This window comes from Streptococcus mitis (assembly GCF_946190275.1).
In the GTDB taxonomy this organism is placed as follows: domain Bacteria; phylum Bacillota; class Bacilli; order Lactobacillales; family Streptococcaceae; genus Streptococcus; species Streptococcus mitis_DC.
The window spans coordinates 62,054-77,968 of sequence record NZ_CAMHZQ010000006.1; the positions used below are offsets into that span (position 1 = coordinate 62,054).

18 protein-coding genes are annotated in these 15,915 nt (G+C 38.6%); 14 read left to right on the plus strand and 4 right to left on the minus strand.

Annotated elements, in window-relative coordinates:
- Positions 1-83: 83 nt before the first annotated feature.
- From N8M20_RS04930 to manA, 7 genes are all read left to right on the plus strand, one after another.
- The gene (locus tag N8M20_RS04930; RefSeq protein WP_261079292.1) at positions 84-431 is read left to right on the plus strand and encodes a VOC family protein; all 348 of its coding nucleotides are present in this window, start codon (positions 84-86) and stop codon (positions 429-431) included.
- Positions 432-685: 254 nt separating this feature from the next.
- Positions 686-988 (plus strand): lactococcin 972 family bacteriocin, encoded by a 303-nt coding sequence (locus N8M20_RS04935; RefSeq protein ID WP_061424015.1) that lies wholly within the window; start codon positions 686-688, stop codon positions 986-988.
- Positions 989-1,047: 59 nt separating this feature from the next.
- On the plus strand, positions 1,048-3,045 hold the full coding sequence (locus N8M20_RS04940) for a DUF1430 domain-containing protein (RefSeq protein WP_261079293.1): 1,998 nt from the start codon (positions 1,048-1,050) through the stop codon (positions 3,043-3,045).
- A 1-nt stretch (position 3,046) separates the two neighbouring features.
- Positions 3,047-3,682: a putative bacteriocin export ABC transporter gene (locus tag N8M20_RS04945; RefSeq protein WP_261079294.1), complete on the plus strand. Its 636-nt coding sequence runs from the start codon at positions 3,047-3,049 to the stop codon at positions 3,680-3,682.
- On the plus strand, positions 3,679-3,870 hold the full coding sequence (locus N8M20_RS04950) for a hypothetical protein (RefSeq protein ID WP_000850052.1): 192 nt from the start codon (positions 3,679-3,681) through the stop codon (positions 3,868-3,870). Before N8M20_RS04945 ends, N8M20_RS04950 begins: the two co-directional genes overlap by 4 nt.
- A gap of 196 nt (positions 3,871-4,066) precedes the next feature.
- The gene (locus N8M20_RS04955; protein ID WP_261079297.1) at positions 4,067-5,506 is read left to right on the plus strand and encodes a 6-phospho-beta-glucosidase; all 1,440 of its coding nucleotides are present in this window, start codon (positions 4,067-4,069) and stop codon (positions 5,504-5,506) included.
- Between the two features lie 120 nt (positions 5,507-5,626).
- The gene (gene manA, locus N8M20_RS04960; RefSeq protein ID WP_261079298.1) at positions 5,627-6,571 is read left to right on the plus strand and encodes a mannose-6-phosphate isomerase, class I; all 945 of its coding nucleotides are present in this window, start codon (positions 5,627-5,629) and stop codon (positions 6,569-6,571) included.
- A 39-nt stretch (positions 6,572-6,610) separates the two neighbouring features.
- Here the strand turns inward: manA and N8M20_RS04965 are convergent, their stop codons facing one another.
- Positions 6,611-7,951 (minus strand): sodium-dependent transporter, encoded by a 1,341-nt coding sequence (locus N8M20_RS04965; protein ID WP_261079300.1) that lies wholly within the window; start codon positions 7,949-7,951, stop codon positions 6,611-6,613.
- A gap of 238 nt (positions 7,952-8,189) precedes the next feature.
- Between N8M20_RS04965 and N8M20_RS04970 the strand changes: the two genes are divergently transcribed.
- Complete coding sequence (locus N8M20_RS04970; protein ID WP_261079301.1) at positions 8,190-8,930, plus strand: MerR family transcriptional regulator; 741 nt, start codon at positions 8,190-8,192, stop codon at positions 8,928-8,930.
- 41 nt (positions 8,931-8,971) lie between these two features.
- Here N8M20_RS04970 and N8M20_RS04975 read toward each other — a convergent pair whose 3' ends face one another.
- From N8M20_RS04975 to N8M20_RS04985, 3 genes are read right to left on the minus strand one after another with little or no spacing between them, the layout of a single operon-like run.
- On the minus strand, positions 8,972-9,493 hold the full coding sequence (locus N8M20_RS04975; protein WP_261079302.1) for a DUF1697 domain-containing protein: 522 nt from the start codon (positions 9,491-9,493) through the stop codon (positions 8,972-8,974).
- Between the two features lie 48 nt (positions 9,494-9,541).
- Positions 9,542-10,714, minus strand: coding sequence for an aminoacetone oxidase (aao, locus tag N8M20_RS04980; protein WP_261079303.1), 1,173 nt, complete (start codon positions 10,712-10,714; stop codon positions 9,542-9,544).
- A gap of 58 nt (positions 10,715-10,772) precedes the next feature.
- A complete protein-coding gene (locus N8M20_RS04985; RefSeq protein WP_261079304.1) occupies positions 10,773-11,618 on the minus strand; it encodes a DegV family protein in 846 nt (281 codons plus the stop codon).
- A 124-nt stretch (positions 11,619-11,742) separates the two neighbouring features.
- Here N8M20_RS04985 and N8M20_RS04990 point away from each other — a divergent pair, with 124 nt between their 5' ends.
- The 6 genes from N8M20_RS04990 (at position 11,743) to N8M20_RS05015 (ending at position 15,860) form a co-directional block, all read left to right on the plus strand.
- Positions 11,743-12,300, plus strand: a complete 558-nt coding sequence (locus tag N8M20_RS04990) for a TetR/AcrR family transcriptional regulator (RefSeq protein ID WP_000004136.1) — start codon at positions 11,743-11,745, stop codon at positions 12,298-12,300.
- Between the two features lie 18 nt (positions 12,301-12,318).
- Positions 12,319-12,786, plus strand: a complete 468-nt coding sequence (locus N8M20_RS04995; protein WP_000136976.1) for a deoxycytidylate deaminase — start codon at positions 12,319-12,321, stop codon at positions 12,784-12,786.
- Positions 12,787-12,874: 88 nt separating this feature from the next.
- Positions 12,875-13,504: a uracil phosphoribosyltransferase gene (gene upp / locus N8M20_RS05000; RefSeq protein WP_000515974.1), complete on the plus strand. Its 630-nt coding sequence runs from the start codon at positions 12,875-12,877 to the stop codon at positions 13,502-13,504.
- A 172-nt stretch (positions 13,505-13,676) separates the two neighbouring features.
- The gene (gene clpP / locus N8M20_RS05005; protein WP_000613465.1) at positions 13,677-14,267 is read left to right on the plus strand and encodes an ATP-dependent Clp protease proteolytic subunit ClpP; all 591 of its coding nucleotides are present in this window, start codon (positions 13,677-13,679) and stop codon (positions 14,265-14,267) included.
- 78 nt (positions 14,268-14,345) lie between these two features.
- Positions 14,346-14,633: a YlbG family protein gene (locus N8M20_RS05010; protein ID WP_261079305.1), complete on the plus strand. Its 288-nt coding sequence runs from the start codon at positions 14,346-14,348 to the stop codon at positions 14,631-14,633.
- A gap of 66 nt (positions 14,634-14,699) precedes the next feature.
- Complete coding sequence (locus N8M20_RS05015) at positions 14,700-15,860, plus strand: ABC transporter substrate-binding protein (RefSeq protein ID WP_261079306.1); 1,161 nt, start codon at positions 14,700-14,702, stop codon at positions 15,858-15,860.
- Positions 15,861-15,915 lie beyond the last annotated feature (55 nt).

Consider the following 15,915-nt stretch of genomic DNA (forward strand, 5'->3'; position numbering starts at 1 on the left):
TTTCACCTTGTTTATTCTTTGATTTTCATAGAGAGAAACTTGAAAAGATCGGAGCAATCCGGTCTTTTTCTGGAGGATAGTAAATGAATTTAAATCAATTAGATATTATCGTTTCAGATGTTCCCCAAGTCTGTGCTGACTTGGAGCGTATTTTGGATAAAAAGTCCGATTATGTTGACGATAGTTTTGCTCAGTTTACGATTGGCAGTCACTGTCTGATGTTGTCACAAAATCATTTGATTCCTTTGGAAGATTTTCAGTCAGGAATCATTCTTCATATCGAGGTTGAGGATGTAGACCAGAACTACAAACGGTTGAACGATCTTAGTATCCAGGTTTTAAACGGTCCAACTGTAACCGATTGGGGAACAGAGTCCTTATTAGTTAAAGGCCCTGCTGGTCTAGTGATTGATTTTTATCGTATGAAATAGGACGCTTAGTCATTTGACGTTAACCATAGCTATTTTTACAACAGAAATTGAGAATATGAACTATTGAAAGATCGGAGCAATCCGGTCTTTTTAATATAAAGAAATTGCATATAAATAGTTGACAGCGCTTTCTTCACATGATATAATGATAGTGAAATAGGAGGAGTAAAACTTTTTAATAATAAAGAAGGGAGGAAGAGTTGTTTTTTAGAAAAAGTTTTACTTTGCTAATCCTGGGGAAGGAGGAAAATCCTATGAGAAAATTAAAAAACGTTTTATTAGTTAGTGCGTTAGCACTTTCAGCGGTAACGGCTACTGTTACTATAGCAGAGACTGTTGATGTAGAGGGTGGTACATGGTCATATGGTTATACTACTGGTATTAACGCGTATTCAGATTATTATCATTCATATAATTATCACGGTTCTAGAGTAAAAAATAGAAATAATGGAGATACTAATACAGCTAATGCCGAATCTGGAGTTTGGTCAAAAGCTTGGATTTGGGATGTTTGGGATCCTGCTACTTTTTATTATAGCTCAAATGGAGGCTATTAACTCTTAATATAGATGGGGAGGAGGCTTCTCCTCCTTTTTGCTAATGAAAGGAGTAGTCTATGTATAACATACTAAAACGAAGCCTTGCAACTTTTTCCTTTGTTTTAATTGCTTTTGTTAGCCTTTTCTTTATTAGCCAATATAAAAGTGAAATGTTGGGTGGATATAGTAAGATGATTTCTGTAGAGAAATCTACTACTACCATTAAGAAGGATTTAGAAGAGATTGCAAAAGATAAACAGAGTGTTTTAGCTCGTAGGATTGTTTCTGTAAAGGATAATGTTAGGGGAAAGACAGAAAATACCTATATACCAATTGGAGGTGAACTACCTGTAGATTTACCATTACAACAAGATCAAAACCTAATCCAAAATGCATCTGATGACACCTTATATTTGATTGTAAGAGGAAACTTAAGTGCACAGGAACTAGCACAAACTTTAAACCAAAAAGGACATCAAGCAATTGTTGAACAATCAAGTTCTGGTTTGACCTTGTTAAAGGTATTTTTGACTTATCCTCAATCGATTACTTTTACATTAGTTTTGATAATTGCTTTTGGGACTCTGACACTAGCTGATTACATAGCGAAACTGCGTTCTGTAAGTATAGAACGATTGTCAGGTAGAGGGAAATATCAAATTGCTTTGAGAAATATTAGCAAAGATAGTATTTTCTTAATATTGATAGCAAGTATAGTTTATTTAGCGACAGTTTTATTCTTATTTTCTACTAGAACTGTAAACATTTTGTCGTTAAGTCTAGTATTTTATCCTTTACTTTCTTGGTTATTTCTTTTACTTTTTTTAAATTTCTTTTTATCAAATATTTTTTACCATATTTTACAAAAGCAAGCTCTTAATCTATCCATAAAAGGTAAGGCACCTTTGCATCTTGTGTTCATTTTGGTTATTTTGACGCAGTTACTATCTCTTTTAATCGTGATGTATAGCGTTTATGGTGTTGTTAACTTAAATAAACAATTGTCAACATTACAAGTAGGACGAGATGAATGGAGTAAGCATTCTAATTATTTTGCTACTAATGAATTATATACTGGAGAGTCAAATAAAGACAGAGAAGCAGAAGTAGCTTTTTATTCAGAACTTAGTCAAAAAACAAATCTCCTTTATATAGATACAAATCTAGATAAAATTGCTTTTCAAAAGAGTTCTTCAGCTAATTCTTATTATCCTACCCCAGATATGGTATCAAATGAAATTCGTGTGAATCGACGTTTTGTTGAAAAAAGTGGCATTCAGTTGAGTATGCAAGCTAAAGCATTCTTTGAACAGATGGGAGATTTTGATCGTCTCGTGTTAATACCAAAGAATCAAGAATCAAACTTTTCAGAATTACATAAGGCTTGGTTGCGATATGAACAAAAAGGCTTTGCTCCAGACGATGCTCCTGTAAAAAAGAAAGATCCTAATGAGAAAATTGAGATAGCCACTTATCAAGGCGGTGAAAATCTATTTGTTTACCCTATCTTCACTTCGGTTAATTACTTAGTGAATCAAAATGCTTTTGTTCATGAACCAATTATTACTGTGTTTGGTTCTGCTTATGAAAATAGAACAATTCGCCAATTCTCTTTGGCACATTATATTTTTGATAAACCAGAGGTAGTGAAAGAATTGATTTCTAAATACAAGTTAACAGCTAGTATTGGTAGTTTTTCAAATGGCATGTATTCATTTGAAAATAGAATTCAAAAAGTAGAGACAGATAGATTTATATTATTTTTTGCGATGATTATTAGTTTTGTGAGTTCCATTTTATTGATGGTATTACTGAACACTCTTTACCTCTATCAAGGGCGCAAAACTTATTTCATTGAGAGATTAGCAGGTAAGTCACTTTTTGAAATTCATCATGTTTATTTTTCAATTTTATCTAGTAGCTATATTTTTTGTACTTTATTGTCAGTAATATTAGGCTTCAATTTGTTTGTAATTTCTATTCCTTTGCTCTCATTGCTATTATTTACAGGAATTTTTCTTCTTCAACTGAGACAAGATAAAAAGGCTAATATTTTATATCTAAAAGGAGGTTAGTATGATTGAATTGAAAGATATTTGTAAACAATTTGATGATTATGTTATTTTTAAAGACTTTAATTATCAATTTCATGAAGGTCAGACCTATGCTTTGATAGGTGAGTCTGGAGCAGGCAAAACAACTCTTTTAAATATTATAGGTAAGTTAGAAACTGTCCAAAGTGGCTCAGTAGAAGTTGATGGTAAGGATTTAAAACAAATTAAGGAAAAAATCTATTTTAAGAATTATGTAAGCTACTTATTTCAAAATTATGGTTTAATTGAAAATAAGAGTATTAAAGATAATTTAGAACTTGCATTTATTGGGAGAAAAGAAAGTAAAAAAGAACAAGAAGCTCTTATGAAAGAAGCCTTGAAGCATGTTCACTTACAATTAGATTTAAAACGTAAGATTTTTACTCTTTCAGGTGGTGAAGCGCAGCGTGTCGCAATTGCTAAAATAATGTTAAAGGATTCCCCAATAATCTTAGCAGATGAACCAACAGCATCTTTAGATAGTAGGAATAGTCGTGAAATTATTGACCTTATTCTTGGATTACGAAATGAAAAACGTACGATTATTATTGCAACTCATGATAGTAGTGTATATGAACGAATGGATCAGGTTGTAGAAATTAGAAAGGAAAAGATATGAAAACAAAATTTAGTTTGACAACAATTTTTTTCCAAGTAATGATTTTTGGTTCTTCTCTCTTTGTAATACTGACTCAGTTTGGCTTACTGCGTCAACCTACAAAGTTAATTATACAGATGATTTGCTTACTAAGTTTGTTATCTTTAGCTATAGCGATTTGGAATTATGTACGTGAAGAAAAAGACTGAACAGATCGGAGTCATCCGGTCTTTTTCTTATCACAAGACTGTGATAGTTTACATTTCTATAACAAAATTCTCAAACTCTTGCTTGTTTTTGCATCAAATATAAAAGCCAGCTTAGGCTCATCATTACCCAGATAGTTTCAAATTTTTTATCTCCTTTTTAGTATAATAGAACTATCAAATCAAGTGAGGTAAAGTGATGACAGAAATACTACAATTTCCAGATGGTTTTCTCTGGGGCGGTGCTACGGCTGCTAATCAATGTGAAGGTGCTTATAATTTAGATGGTCGTGGATTAGCGAACGTTGATGTCGTCCCAATCGGTCCTGACCGTGAAGCCATTATCACAGGTCAGAAAAAGATGTTTTCGTTTGAGGAGGGCTATTTTTACCCAGCAAAAGAAGCCATTGATATGTACCATCATTACAAGGAAGATATTGCTCTTTTTGCAGAGATGGGCTTTAAGACTTATCGACTTTCCATCGTTTGGACTAGGATTTTTCCTAAGGGAGACGAAACAGTGCCAAATGAAGCTGGTCTAGCCTTTTATGAGGATTTATTTAAGGAATGTCACAAATATGGAATCCAACCTCTGGTAACCATTACTCATTTCGACTGTCCTATGCACTTGATTACAGAGTACGGTGGATGGCGCAATCGTCGGATGTTAGACTTCTATGAAAAACTTTGTCGCACACTTTTTATCCGTTATAAGGGTTTGGTCAAATATTGGCTTACATTCAACGAAATCAACATGATTCTCCATGCCCCCTTTATGGGAGCTGGGCTCTGTTTTGAAGAAGGAGAAAATCAAGAACAGGTCAAATACCAAGCGGCTCACCATGAGTTGGTGGCTTCAGCCATGGCGACTAAGATTGCCCACGAAATTGACCCAGAAAACAAGGTGGGATGTATGTTGGCAGCAGGGCAATACTATCCTAACACAGCCCATCCGAGAGATTACTGGGCTGCTATGGAGGAAGATCGCAAGAGTTACTTCTTCATTGATGTTCAAGCGCGTGGGGAATACCCAAATTATGCCAAGAAGCAGTGGGAGCGTGAGGGAATTGAGATTCAAATGACAGCAGAAGATTTGGATTTGTTGAAGAACAATACTGTTGACTTTGTTTCCTTCTCTTACTATGCAAGTCGAGTGGCCTCAGGTGATCCAGCAGTTAAAGAATTAACTGCTGGAAATGTCTTTGCCTCCCTCAAAAATCCCTATCTAGAATCCTCAGAATGGGGGTGGCAGATTGATCCACTTGGTCTTCGCATCACCCTCAATGCCATCTGGGATCGTTACCAAAAGCCTATGTTTATCGTAGAAAACGGTCTCGGTGCTATGGATACTCCGGATGAAAATGGTTATGTAGCAGATGACTATCGGATTGCTTATCTAGAAGCCCACATCAAGGCTATGCGAGATGCTATTTACCACGATGGAGTTGACTTGCTTGGTTATACGACTTGGGGCTGTATCGATTTGGTTTCAGCTGGAACAGGCGAAATGAATAAGCGCTATGGCTTTATCTATGTGGATCGAGATAATGCAGGAAATGGTACTCTCAAACGTAGCAAGAAGAAGTCCTTCTATTGGTACAAGGATGTCATTGCCAGCAATGGTGCAAGCATTGAGTAGAGCACATTTATTCACTATTTTTATAAAATCTTCTCCCTACTTTATATAATAGGAAAAAGAGTTCAATTAGACCTGGCTTTTTGCTATAATGAGAGGAGAAAAATCAGACGGGAGAATAAAATGTCAGAACCATTATTTTTACAATCAGTCATGCAAGAAAAAATCTGGGGTGGAACCAAGCTACGTGATGAGTTTGGCTACGACATCCCAAGTGAGAAAATCGGAGAATATTGGGCCATCTCAGCCCATCCAAATGGTGTCTCTAAAGTTGCCAGTGGTCGCTACGAGGGAACAGATCTTGCTACTTTGTATGCGGAGCACCGTGAGTTGTTTGGCAATCGTCCTGAGCCTGTATTTCCACTCTTGACTAAAATTCTCGATGCCAACGACTGGCTCAGTGTCCAAGTTCACCCAGACGATGCCTATGGACTAGAGCATGAAGGCGAACTTGGAAAAACAGAATGCTGGTATATTATCGCTGCGGACGAAGGTTCAGAGATTATCTACGGTCACAATGCCAAATCAAAAGAAGAACTCCGCCAACAAATCGAAGATAAAAACTGGGATGCATTGTTGACAAAAGTTCCTGTAAAGGCTGGAGATTTCTTCTACGTACCAAGTGGCACCATGCACGCTATCGGTGCAGGTATCTTGATTCTTGAAACCCAACAATCTAGCGATACCACTTACCGTGTCTATGACTTTGACCGCAAGGATGATAATGGTAACTTGCGTGAACTTCATCTTGAAAAATCAATTGATGTTTTGAACATTGGCGAGCCTGCCAATAGCCGTCCTGTGACTGTCAAAGCAGATGATTTGTACTCAACTCTCCTTGTCTCTAATGATTTCTTTGCAGTTTACAAGTGGCAAATTACTGGAAAAGTTGATTTCGAAAAGACAGCTGACTATAGCCTGTTCAGCGTCTTAGCTGGCCAAGGTCAACTGACTGTTGAAGGAAAAAATTATCCAATCCAAAAAGGGAGCCACTTTATCCTACCAAGTGATGTTGAAGCTTGGACCTTGGAAGGGCAAGGTTTGGAATTGATTGTTAGCCATCCATAAAAATAAAGGGCCTGAGTTCACTGCTCAAGTCCTTTTTGATTACATAAATTGGGCGATGAAGACCACGATGATAATGATTGGAATGATAAAACGAAGAAGGAAGAGCCAGACTTGGAAAAGTCTCTGTTTCCAAGCTCTTTCATCAAGGTGTAATTCCTCCATAGCAAGAGCCTTTTTAAAGATATAGCCTGTAAAAAGAGAAAGGCAGAGGGCTCCAAAGGGCATGAGAAGATTGGAAACCAAGAAGTCCATAGCGTCAAAGAAGGTCTTCCCAAAGATGTGAACATCCGCCATAACACCGTAAGATAGGGCTGAAGGAATTCCAAAGACAAAGGTCAAGATTCCTAAAATAGCACTCCATTTAGCACGCTTACTGTTGTCCTGATTGGTGATATTACCCACATTGATTTCCAGCATAACGACAGAAGAAGTGACTGTCGCAAAGAGGAAGAGCAAGAGGAAGAGGATGTAGAAAATGGTTCCAAAAGGCATCTTGTCAAAGAGTTGAGGCAAGACGATAAAGAGCAGGCTCGGTCCCCCTTCAGATTGGATATTGAAGGCTGACATGGCTGGAAAAATGGCTAGACCTGCCATGATGGATACTGAGATATTCATGGCAACGATGGAAATCCCTGATTGAACTAGATTGGTTTTCTTATCCAAATAAGAAGCATAGGTAAGCATGGCTGTAACCCCTAGTGAGAGGGCAAAGAAAGATTGTCCCAGAGCATAGAGGAGACCAGCACTGGTCAGTTTTGAAAAGTCTGGTTTGAGGAAATAAAGAACCCCTTCCATGGCATTTGGCAAGCTAAGAGAGCGCCCGATGATGACGACAAAAATGATAAAGAGCAGGGGCATCATGACCTTAGAAGCTCTTTCAATCCCTTTTTGAACCCCACGTGATACAATAAAGATATTCAATAAGATAAAGGCTGCTTGAGCTCCAAGGGCAATGGCTGGATTTGAAATGATTGAAGTAAATAACTGAGCATAATCCCCCGTTCCACCAATTTGGAACAATTTTCCAAACTCAATGCCTAGATAAACCAGAATCCATCCCCCAATAACACTGTAGAAAGATAAGAGGATAAAGAGGGCAAAGGCACCAATCCAACCGATAAAGTTGTACTTACTATTCTTGCCTAGTTTTCCAAAGGTTTTGATTGCTGAGACACCAGCGCTTCGGCCGAGAGCAAATTCAGCTAGCAAAAGGGGGAAACCGATCAGAATAGTGGAGATGAGAAAGACCAGTAAAAATCCACCTCCACCGTTAGCAGCAGTCATGTAAGGGAATTTCCAAACGGCACCAAGTCCGATGGCTGAACCAGCAGATGCTAGGATAAAGCCCAGTTTAGAACCCCATTGCGATTTTTCAGACATAGTTAAACTCCTAAAATTAGTATTTATTACAAAAGAAAAAGCTACTGCCCTTGGCAAATAGCCTCATCAGTACTCAAAATGAGCCTTTCTTTTGATTGATAGACTTGACTATCCTATCATGTTTTCTAAGGTCTGTCAAGAAAACCATTTTCATGTTATGATAAAGTAAAAAATTTCGCAAAAACGCTTGACTCTGACCTAAGGGGAGGGGTTATACTATCATTGTAAGGAGGAAATCATGTACCATATAAAAGAAGCTGCGCAGCTTTCGGGTGTCTCTGTCAAGACCCTGCACCACTACGATAAGATAGGACTTTTGGTTCCTTTAAAGTCAGAAAACGGTTATCGAACCTACAGTCAGGATGATTTGGAACGCCTTCAGGTCATTCTTTATTACAAGTATCTAGGTTTTTCTTTAGAAAAGATAGCAGAGCTATTAAAGGAAGAAAGGACAGATTTATTGCCTCATTTGACCAGGCAGTTGGACTATTTGACTCGAGAAAGGGAACATCTGGATACCTTGATTTCAACCTTGCAAAAAACCATTCAAGAACAAAAAGGAGAAAGAGAAATGAGCATTCAAGAGAAATTTGCTGGATTTAACTACCAAGACCATCAAAAATACCACCAAGAGGCGGTAGAGAAATATGGTCAAGAAGTCATGGACCAAGCGCTGGAGCGCCAGAAAGGTCACGAAGATGAGGCTACGGCTGCCTTCAACCAAGTCTTTCAAGCATTGGCACAAAATCTTCAAGCTGGTCTACCTGTAACAGCAACCGAAAATCAAGAAGAAGCCGCTAAACTCTTGCAAGCCATCCGTACTTATGGATTTGACTGCTCTATTGAGGTATTTGGTTATATCGGTAAAGGCTACGTCTACAACCCAGAATTTAAGGAAAACATTGACAAATTTGGACCTGGAACAGCCCAGTACACATCAGATGTCATTGCCTATTATGTCCAAACTCAGACAAAATAAAATCGGAGGAGCATTCTTCCGATTTTTACTAAATTCAAGCACTATTTGCTTAATAATTTTTCTACCACATTTAGTTTTCGCATGGTCAAATCTACATTAAAAAGCTTTTCAAGATAGTTGGTATGGAGTTTCTTTTGTTTTGCAGTTCTAGGGAGATAGAGGTAGAGACAGTGATTACCGACACAAATTTCTTCTTCACCGTAATCAATTTTCAATTTTTCCAAAGGGAGACTTTTAATAGATTCTTGATAAAAAATCACGTGTATACGGTCATAAAGATAGTGTTCTCCAAACGGGTTTTCTTGGACAATTTTTTTAAAATCACTTTTGTTCTTGATTACCATTTTTAAGTCAGCACCAATATTTTCATTTATTAGAGTATGGACACGTTCTCGTATTTTTTCTAAATCTAAGTCACTTTCAAGAATAATATTTCCACTTTGAATATAGGTTCGAACTTGTTGAAAACCAGCTTCTGTCAAGATATCTACTAGATAAGACATTTTAGGGATAGCATTTTTTCCATTAGGAGTAACTCCCCTTAACAAGATAATATGTTCCAAAGTCGTTCCTTTCTTTTGGGGTGTATTGTTCCATTGAGTAATGTATATTTAGAATGAATTTGATCCCGCCACCCAGCCGGTGCAGAGGGCAGAAGTGATGTTAAAGCCACCCGTGTGGGCATTGATATCTAGTACCTCACCAGCAAAGTGGAGACCAGGTACCAGCTTACTTTCAAGGGTTTTAGGGTTGATTTCCTTAAGACTGACACCACCCTTTGTAACAAATGACTTAGCAAGAGACATTTTACCAGTTACAGGAATTTTAAGTCCCTTGATAGACTGGAGCAGTTGTTCGCGTTCTTTTTCAGTCAGTTGTTTGACTTTTTCAGGATAGCCTTGCACAAAAAATTCAGCCAAGCGTTCTGGAAGCAAAGTTTTTAAAGCATTTTTCAAGGATTTTTCCCGATTTTCTTCTAGAAATGCAGCCAAGTCCTTTTCAGAAAATTGAGGTAGAACATCCAGTGAAAGGACTTCTCCACCCTTAACAAAGCTAGACATACGTAGGGCGGCAGGACCAGACAAACCAAAGTGGGTAAAGAGCAGATCGTGAGTGATGATATGCTTGCCATAACTTAGAGTCACATCATCCAGCGAAATCCCCTGCAAGGCCTTGTGTGGAAAATCTGTCAACAATGGGCTCTCAGCTGCCTCAAGCTCGGTAATGGTATGCTTAAAATGACGGGCAATCTCATGACCAAAACCTGTCGAACCAGTGGAAGGATAGGATTTCCCACCAGTTGTGACAATAAGTTTCTCACAAGTGAAGCTTTGGTCTGCGGACTTAAGGACAAACTGATTTTCTACCTTTTTAACCGAAACAATTTCGGTTTGAGTAGCAACTTGGCCACCTAGCTCAGTGATTTTCTTTTCCAAGGCCTCGATAATGGTACGAGACTTGTCACTAGCAGGAAAGACGCGGCCGTGGTCTTCGACCTTAAGTTTAACCCCATTTTCTGTAAAAAAGTTAATGATATCATGGTTATCAAATTGGGAGAAGACACTGTAGAGAAAGCGCCCATTTCCAGGTATGCCAGCTAGTAGGTCATCTAGAGTTCCATTGTTGGTGACATTGCAACGTCCCCCACCAGTCCCAGCTAATTTTTTTCCAAGTTTCCGATTTTTTTCGATGAGAAGTGTTTTCTGCCCGTAAAAGCTACTGGAAATCGTAGCCATCATGCCAGCAGGACCTCCACCGATGACAATAGTATCAAAATGTTTCATAGCTCTATTGTACCACAAAAAAACAAGAGATGATGGTCACCTCTTGTCAAGAATGCAATTAATCAATTTCATATCCCATCAGCAAACCACCATCTTCTGCATAGAAACTGCAGAGACCAGAGGTTGGGAGAATTTTGATGTTGGCTTGTGGGAAATTTTCACGGATTCGGTCTGAAAGCTGTTGACAACATTTCTCGTTATTGCGTTGAGCCATGACAATACGACCACCAGCATATCCTGCTTTCACTAACTCTTCATATGCTGCCTGAATCGATTTCTTTGCTCCTCTTGCTTTTTGTAGCAATTCGAGAGTTCCAGTTTCACTAGCTTCTCCGACCATACGGATGTTGAGAAGCCCAACGACTGTACCGATAAGCTTGCTCAAACGGCCGTTCTTTACCAAGTTATCGACTTTAGCTAGGACAAAAAGTAACTTGGTTTTTTCTTGATAGGCAGTGATAGATTCAACCACTTCTTCAAAAGATAAGCCCTGGTCGATCAAGTCATTCAATTTTTCTACGAGCAAGTCAACTTCCCCACCAGCAGACAAACTATCAATTATATGAATTTTAGTATCAGGATGTTCTTCCAGATAAATATTTTTTGCTAGTTGAGCACTATTGTGACTGCCAGAAAGAGTACCAGTGATGGTTACTAGGAAAATGTTTTTGGCACCTTCAAATGCTCGCAAATAATCATCTGGGCTTGGACAAGCTGATTTTGAAGCTTCTGCAGTTGCATACATGGTTTCCATCATTTGGTCAATGTCAAGACTGGCATCATCAACAAAGACCTGATCAGCTACTTGAATGGTTAAGGGGACACTTACAAAGGTTGTATCAATTGCTGGTGTCTCCAGCTGACGATAATCACAACCAGAGTCAGCAATAATCTTCCAAGTCATAGAAATTCTCCAACTTTGTCAGTTATACATTGACAAAGGTTCTGTCTTTTTTTACAATTATATCATGAAAGCCCTTGAAACAAAAGCCTCATCCGTCTGTTGTGACAAGTAGAAAGAAAATGTTATGTCTGAACGTAGAATCTCTGAAAAGTCTCTTGAAAATCTCAGAAAATCAAACCAAGAATCGAATTTGTTAACTAGAGAAGCCATCGAAACAGCCCTCTTGCAGCTCTTGGAAAAAAAGGACCTGACCAAGATTAGTATTTCTGAATTGGTCAAACGTGCAGGCGTTTCGCGTGCGGCCTTTTACCGCAATTATGATTCCAAAGAGGAAATTTTAGAGAGTGTCTTTAAACGAACTGTCCACAATATTATGGAACAGCTGCATCATTATGATTTAAAGACAGACCTTTATTTGGTTTGGGTTCACCTTTTCCGGGAAGCCAGAAAGGAAGCCAGAGTGATTCAACTGGCCTTGGATTACCATCTGGAAAAAATCTTTGTCCAAGCCATGCAGGAATTTCTAGAAAAGTACCATGGAAAATCAAAAGGTGTCAGCTCTTATCTTCATTCCTTCTGGAGTTCAGCCATCGTCTCAGTCCTTCTAAAATGGATCAAGGATGGCATGAAGGTACCTGCTGAAAAGATTGCGGATTTACGGTTACCATTTTTTAAAAAATAGAGAAAAAGGAGAAGAGATATGACTGAAAAAAGACTGGCCTGGGATGAGTATTTTGCAGCCCAAGCTCTACTAATTGCTAATCGTTCCACTTGTAAACGTGCTAAAGTGGGCGCAATTCTGGTAAAAGATAATAAGGTTATTTCCACTGGTTACAATGGTTCGGTGTCAGGGACTGAGCATTGTATTGACCACGAATGTCTGGTCATTGAAGGACACTGTGTTCGCACCCTTCACGCTGAGGTCAATGCTATCCTTCAAGGTGCAGAACGTGGTGTTCCTAAAGGCTTTACAGCCTATGTAACCCATTTTCCTTGTCTCAACTGTACCAAACAATTGCTTCAGGTCGGTTGCAAGCGCGTGGTTTATATCAACCAGTATCGAATGGATGACTACGCCCAATACCTCTATCAAGAAAAAGGAACAGAATTGACTCATTTACCACTTGAGACAGTACAGACAGCTCTTAAAGAGGCAGATTTAATGTAAAAATTATCAAAAATAAATGGTTTAGAAAGATTTTTAAACCGTTTTTTGGTATAATAAGAAGAATAAATTGAAAGAAGGAATTCCAAAAATGGGAAAAATTGAAGTTATTAATCATCCACTGATTCAACACAAATTGTCAATCTTGCGTCGTACAGATACTTCTACAAAAGCTTTCCGTGAGCTAGTAGATGAGATTGCAATGTTGATGGGATATGAAGTACTTCGTGATCTTCCACTAGAAGATGTGGAAATCGAAACACCAATTACAAAAACAGTTCAAAAACAATTGGCAGGTAAGAAATTGGCAATTGTTCCAATCTTACGTGCAGGTATCGGGATGGTTGATGGGCTCTTGAGCTTGGTTCCGGCTGCTAAAGTTGGCCACATCGGTATGTACCGTGATGAAGAAACACTTCAACCAGTTGAGTACTTGGTGAAATTGCCTGAAGATATTGACCAACGTCAAATTTTTGTCGTAGACCCAATGTTGGCAACAGGTGGCTCAGCAATCTTGGCTGTTGACTCCCTTAAAAAACGTGGCGCGTCAAATATCAAATTTGTCTGCCTTGTATCAGCACCAGAAGGTGTTAAAGCCCTTCAAGAAGCTCATCCAGATGTAGAAATCTTTACAGCAGCCTTGGATGAACGTTTGAATGAACACGGATATATCGTTCCAGGTCTTGGAGATGCTGGAGACCGCTTGTTCGGTACGAAATAAAATTAAAAAGACATTGACTTGGAAAAGGATTTCCAGTCGTGAAAGGAGGTTGAATTTTTGTTTCTGTCTAATGAAAACAGAGCAAAAATTTGACCTTTTTTGACCTAGATATTATAATAGTCTTATCTTCAGTCATTTGACCAACAAAAATAAGACTCAAAAGGAGAAATGAATGATTCCTGTAGTTATTGAACAAACAAGCCGTGGAGAACGTTCCTACGATATTTACTCACGTCTTCTCAAAGACCGTATCATCATGCTGACAGGCCCAGTTGAAGACAATATGGCTAACTCAGTTATTGCCCAGTTGCTTTTCTTGGATGCCCAAGATAGTACAAAAGATATTTACCTTTATGTCAATACACCTGGGGGTTCTGTTTCAGCTGGTTTGGCAATCGTTGATACCATGAACTTTATCAAGGCAGATGTCCAAACCATCGTTATGGGTATGGCAGCATCTATGGGTACTGTCATCGCATCAAGTGGAGCAAAAGGCAAACGTTTCATGCTTCCAAATGCAGAGTATATGATTCACCAACCAATGGGTGGTACAGGTGGTGGTACTCAACAAACCGATATGGCTATCGCTGCAGAACATTTGCTTAAAACTCGTAAAACCTTGGAAAAAATCTTGGCTGAAAATTCAGGTCAGTCAATCGAAAAAGTCCATGCAGATGCAGAACGTGATAACTGGATGAGTGCCCAAGAAACACTTGAATATGGCTTTATTGATGAAATCATGGCCAACAATTCATTGAACTAATGATTAAAGAAGGCAAACTCGACTGGGTTTGCTTTTTTTGGTATAATAGGGAGAGATTTCTTAGAAAGAGGATTTATCATGTTTGAAAAAGTCAATCGATCTGGCTTGATTATCTATCTTTACTATAATCGTGATGCCAAAAAATTGCAGGATTATGGAGATATTACCTATCATTCCAAGAAACATCGTTACTTACAGCTTTATGTTCCAACTCAAGAAGTGGAGCAATTGGTCGGGCGCTTGGGCAAGGAAAAGTTTATAAAAAAAGTCAGAGTTTGTCATATCCAAGAGCTGGAAACACCCTTTGTGGGCAATCTTCATCGAGGGGAAAACGTTATCATCGAAAAAGTTCAAGAAAAGTGTTGACAATTTTCTGATAATTCGGTATATTCTTAACATGCTATTTATTTAAGAAATAAGGAGACAAAAAAGATGAAGAAAAAATTTGCCCTATCGTTTGTGGCGCTTGCAAGTGTAGCACTTCTTGCAGCCTGTGGAGAAGTGAAGTCTGGAGCGTCAAACGCTGCTGGTAACTCAGTAGAGGAAAAGACAATCAAAATCGGATTTAACTTCGAGGAAACTGGTGCCGTAGCAGCTTACGGAACATCTGAACAAAAAGGTGCCCAATTGGCCGTTGATGAAATCAATGCAGCAGGTGGTATCGATGGAAAACAAATCGAAGTAGTCGATAAAGATAATAAGTCTGAAACAGCTGAGGCGGCTTCAGTAACAACTAACCTTGTAACTCAATCTAAAGTATCAGCAATCGTAGGACCTGCGACATCTGGTGCAACTGCAGCTGCGGTAGCTAATGCTACAAAAGCAGGTGTTCCATTGATTTCGCCAAGTGCGACTCAAGATGGATTGACTAAAGGTCAAGATTACCTCTTTATCGGAACTTTCCAAGATAGCTTCCAAGGAAAAATTATCTCAAACTATGTTTCTGATAAATTGCAAGCTAAGAAAGTTGTTCTTTACACTGACAATGCCAGTGACTATGCTAAAGGTATTGCCAAAGCCTTCCGTGAAGCTTATAAAGGTGAAATCGTTGCAGATGAAACTTTCGTAGCAGGTGACACAGACTTCCAAGCAGCCCTTACAAAAATGAAAGGGAAAGACTTTGATGCTATCATCGTCCCAGGTTACTACACTGAAGCTGGTAAAATTGTAAACCAAGCGCGTGGTATGGGAATTGACAAACCAATCGTTGGTGGTGATGGATTCAACGGTGAAGAGTTTGTACAACAAGCAACTGCTGAAAAAGCATCAAACATCTACTTTATCTCAGGCTTCTCAACTACTGTAGAAGTTTCAGCTAAAGCAAAAGCTTTCCTTGATGCTTACCGTGCCAAGTACAATGAAGAGCCTTCAACATTTGCAGCCTTGGCTTATGATTCAGTTCACCTTGTAGCAAACGCAGCAAAAGGTGCTAAAAACTCTGGTGAAATCAAGGATAACCTTGCTAAAACAAAAGATTTTGAAGGTGTAACTGGTCAAACAAGCTTTGATGCAGACCACAACACAGTCAAAACTGCTTACATGATGACCATGAACAATGGTAAGGTTGAAGCAGCAGAGGTTGTAAAACCATAATAGAAAATGTTGAAATAGGGAATGAGCCTTTGACTCACTCCCTGTTTCGATGTTT

Bases quoted from the DNA above. Each gene is read 5' to 3' on its own strand.
- N8M20_RS04950 (WP_000850052.1), top strand. From the start codon at position 3,679: ATGAAAACAAAATTTAGTTTGACAACAATTTTTTTCCAAGTAATGATT.
- manA (WP_261079298.1), top strand. From the start codon at position 5,627: ATGTCAGAACCATTATTTTTACAATCAGTCATGCAAGAAAAAATCTGG.
- N8M20_RS04945 (WP_261079294.1), top strand. From the start codon at position 3,047: ATGATTGAATTGAAAGATATTTGTAAACAATTTGATGATTATGTTATT.
- N8M20_RS04995 (WP_000136976.1), top strand. From the start codon at position 12,319: ATGACTGAAAAAAGACTGGCCTGGGATGAGTATTTTGCAGCCCAAGCT.
- N8M20_RS04935 (WP_061424015.1), top strand. From the start codon at position 686: ATGAGAAAATTAAAAAACGTTTTATTAGTTAGTGCGTTAGCACTTTCA.
- N8M20_RS04965 (WP_261079300.1), bottom strand. From the start codon at position 7,951: ATGTCTGAAAAATCGCAATGGGGTTCTAAACTGGGCTTTATCCTAGCA.
- N8M20_RS04970 (WP_261079301.1), top strand. From the start codon at position 8,190: ATGTACCATATAAAAGAAGCTGCGCAGCTTTCGGGTGTCTCTGTCAAG.
- N8M20_RS05015 (WP_261079306.1), top strand. From the start codon at position 14,700: ATGAAGAAAAAATTTGCCCTATCGTTTGTGGCGCTTGCAAGTGTAGCA.
- N8M20_RS04940 (WP_261079293.1), top strand. From the start codon at position 1,048: ATGTATAACATACTAAAACGAAGCCTTGCAACTTTTTCCTTTGTTTTA.
- N8M20_RS04930 (WP_261079292.1), top strand. From the start codon at position 84: ATGAATTTAAATCAATTAGATATTATCGTTTCAGATGTTCCCCAAGTC.
- N8M20_RS05010 (WP_261079305.1), top strand. From the start codon at position 14,346: ATGTTTGAAAAAGTCAATCGATCTGGCTTGATTATCTATCTTTACTAT.
- N8M20_RS04955 (WP_261079297.1), top strand. From the start codon at position 4,067: ATGACAGAAATACTACAATTTCCAGATGGTTTTCTCTGGGGCGGTGCT.
- clpP (WP_000613465.1), top strand. From the start codon at position 13,677: ATGATTCCTGTAGTTATTGAACAAACAAGCCGTGGAGAACGTTCCTAC.
- N8M20_RS04985 (WP_261079304.1), bottom strand. From the start codon at position 11,618: ATGACTTGGAAGATTATTGCTGACTCTGGTTGTGATTATCGTCAGCTG.
- upp (WP_000515974.1), top strand. From the start codon at position 12,875: ATGGGAAAAATTGAAGTTATTAATCATCCACTGATTCAACACAAATTG.
- aao (WP_261079303.1), bottom strand. From the start codon at position 10,714: ATGAAACATTTTGATACTATTGTCATCGGTGGAGGTCCTGCTGGCATG.
- N8M20_RS04990 (WP_000004136.1), top strand. From the start codon at position 11,743: ATGTCTGAACGTAGAATCTCTGAAAAGTCTCTTGAAAATCTCAGAAAA.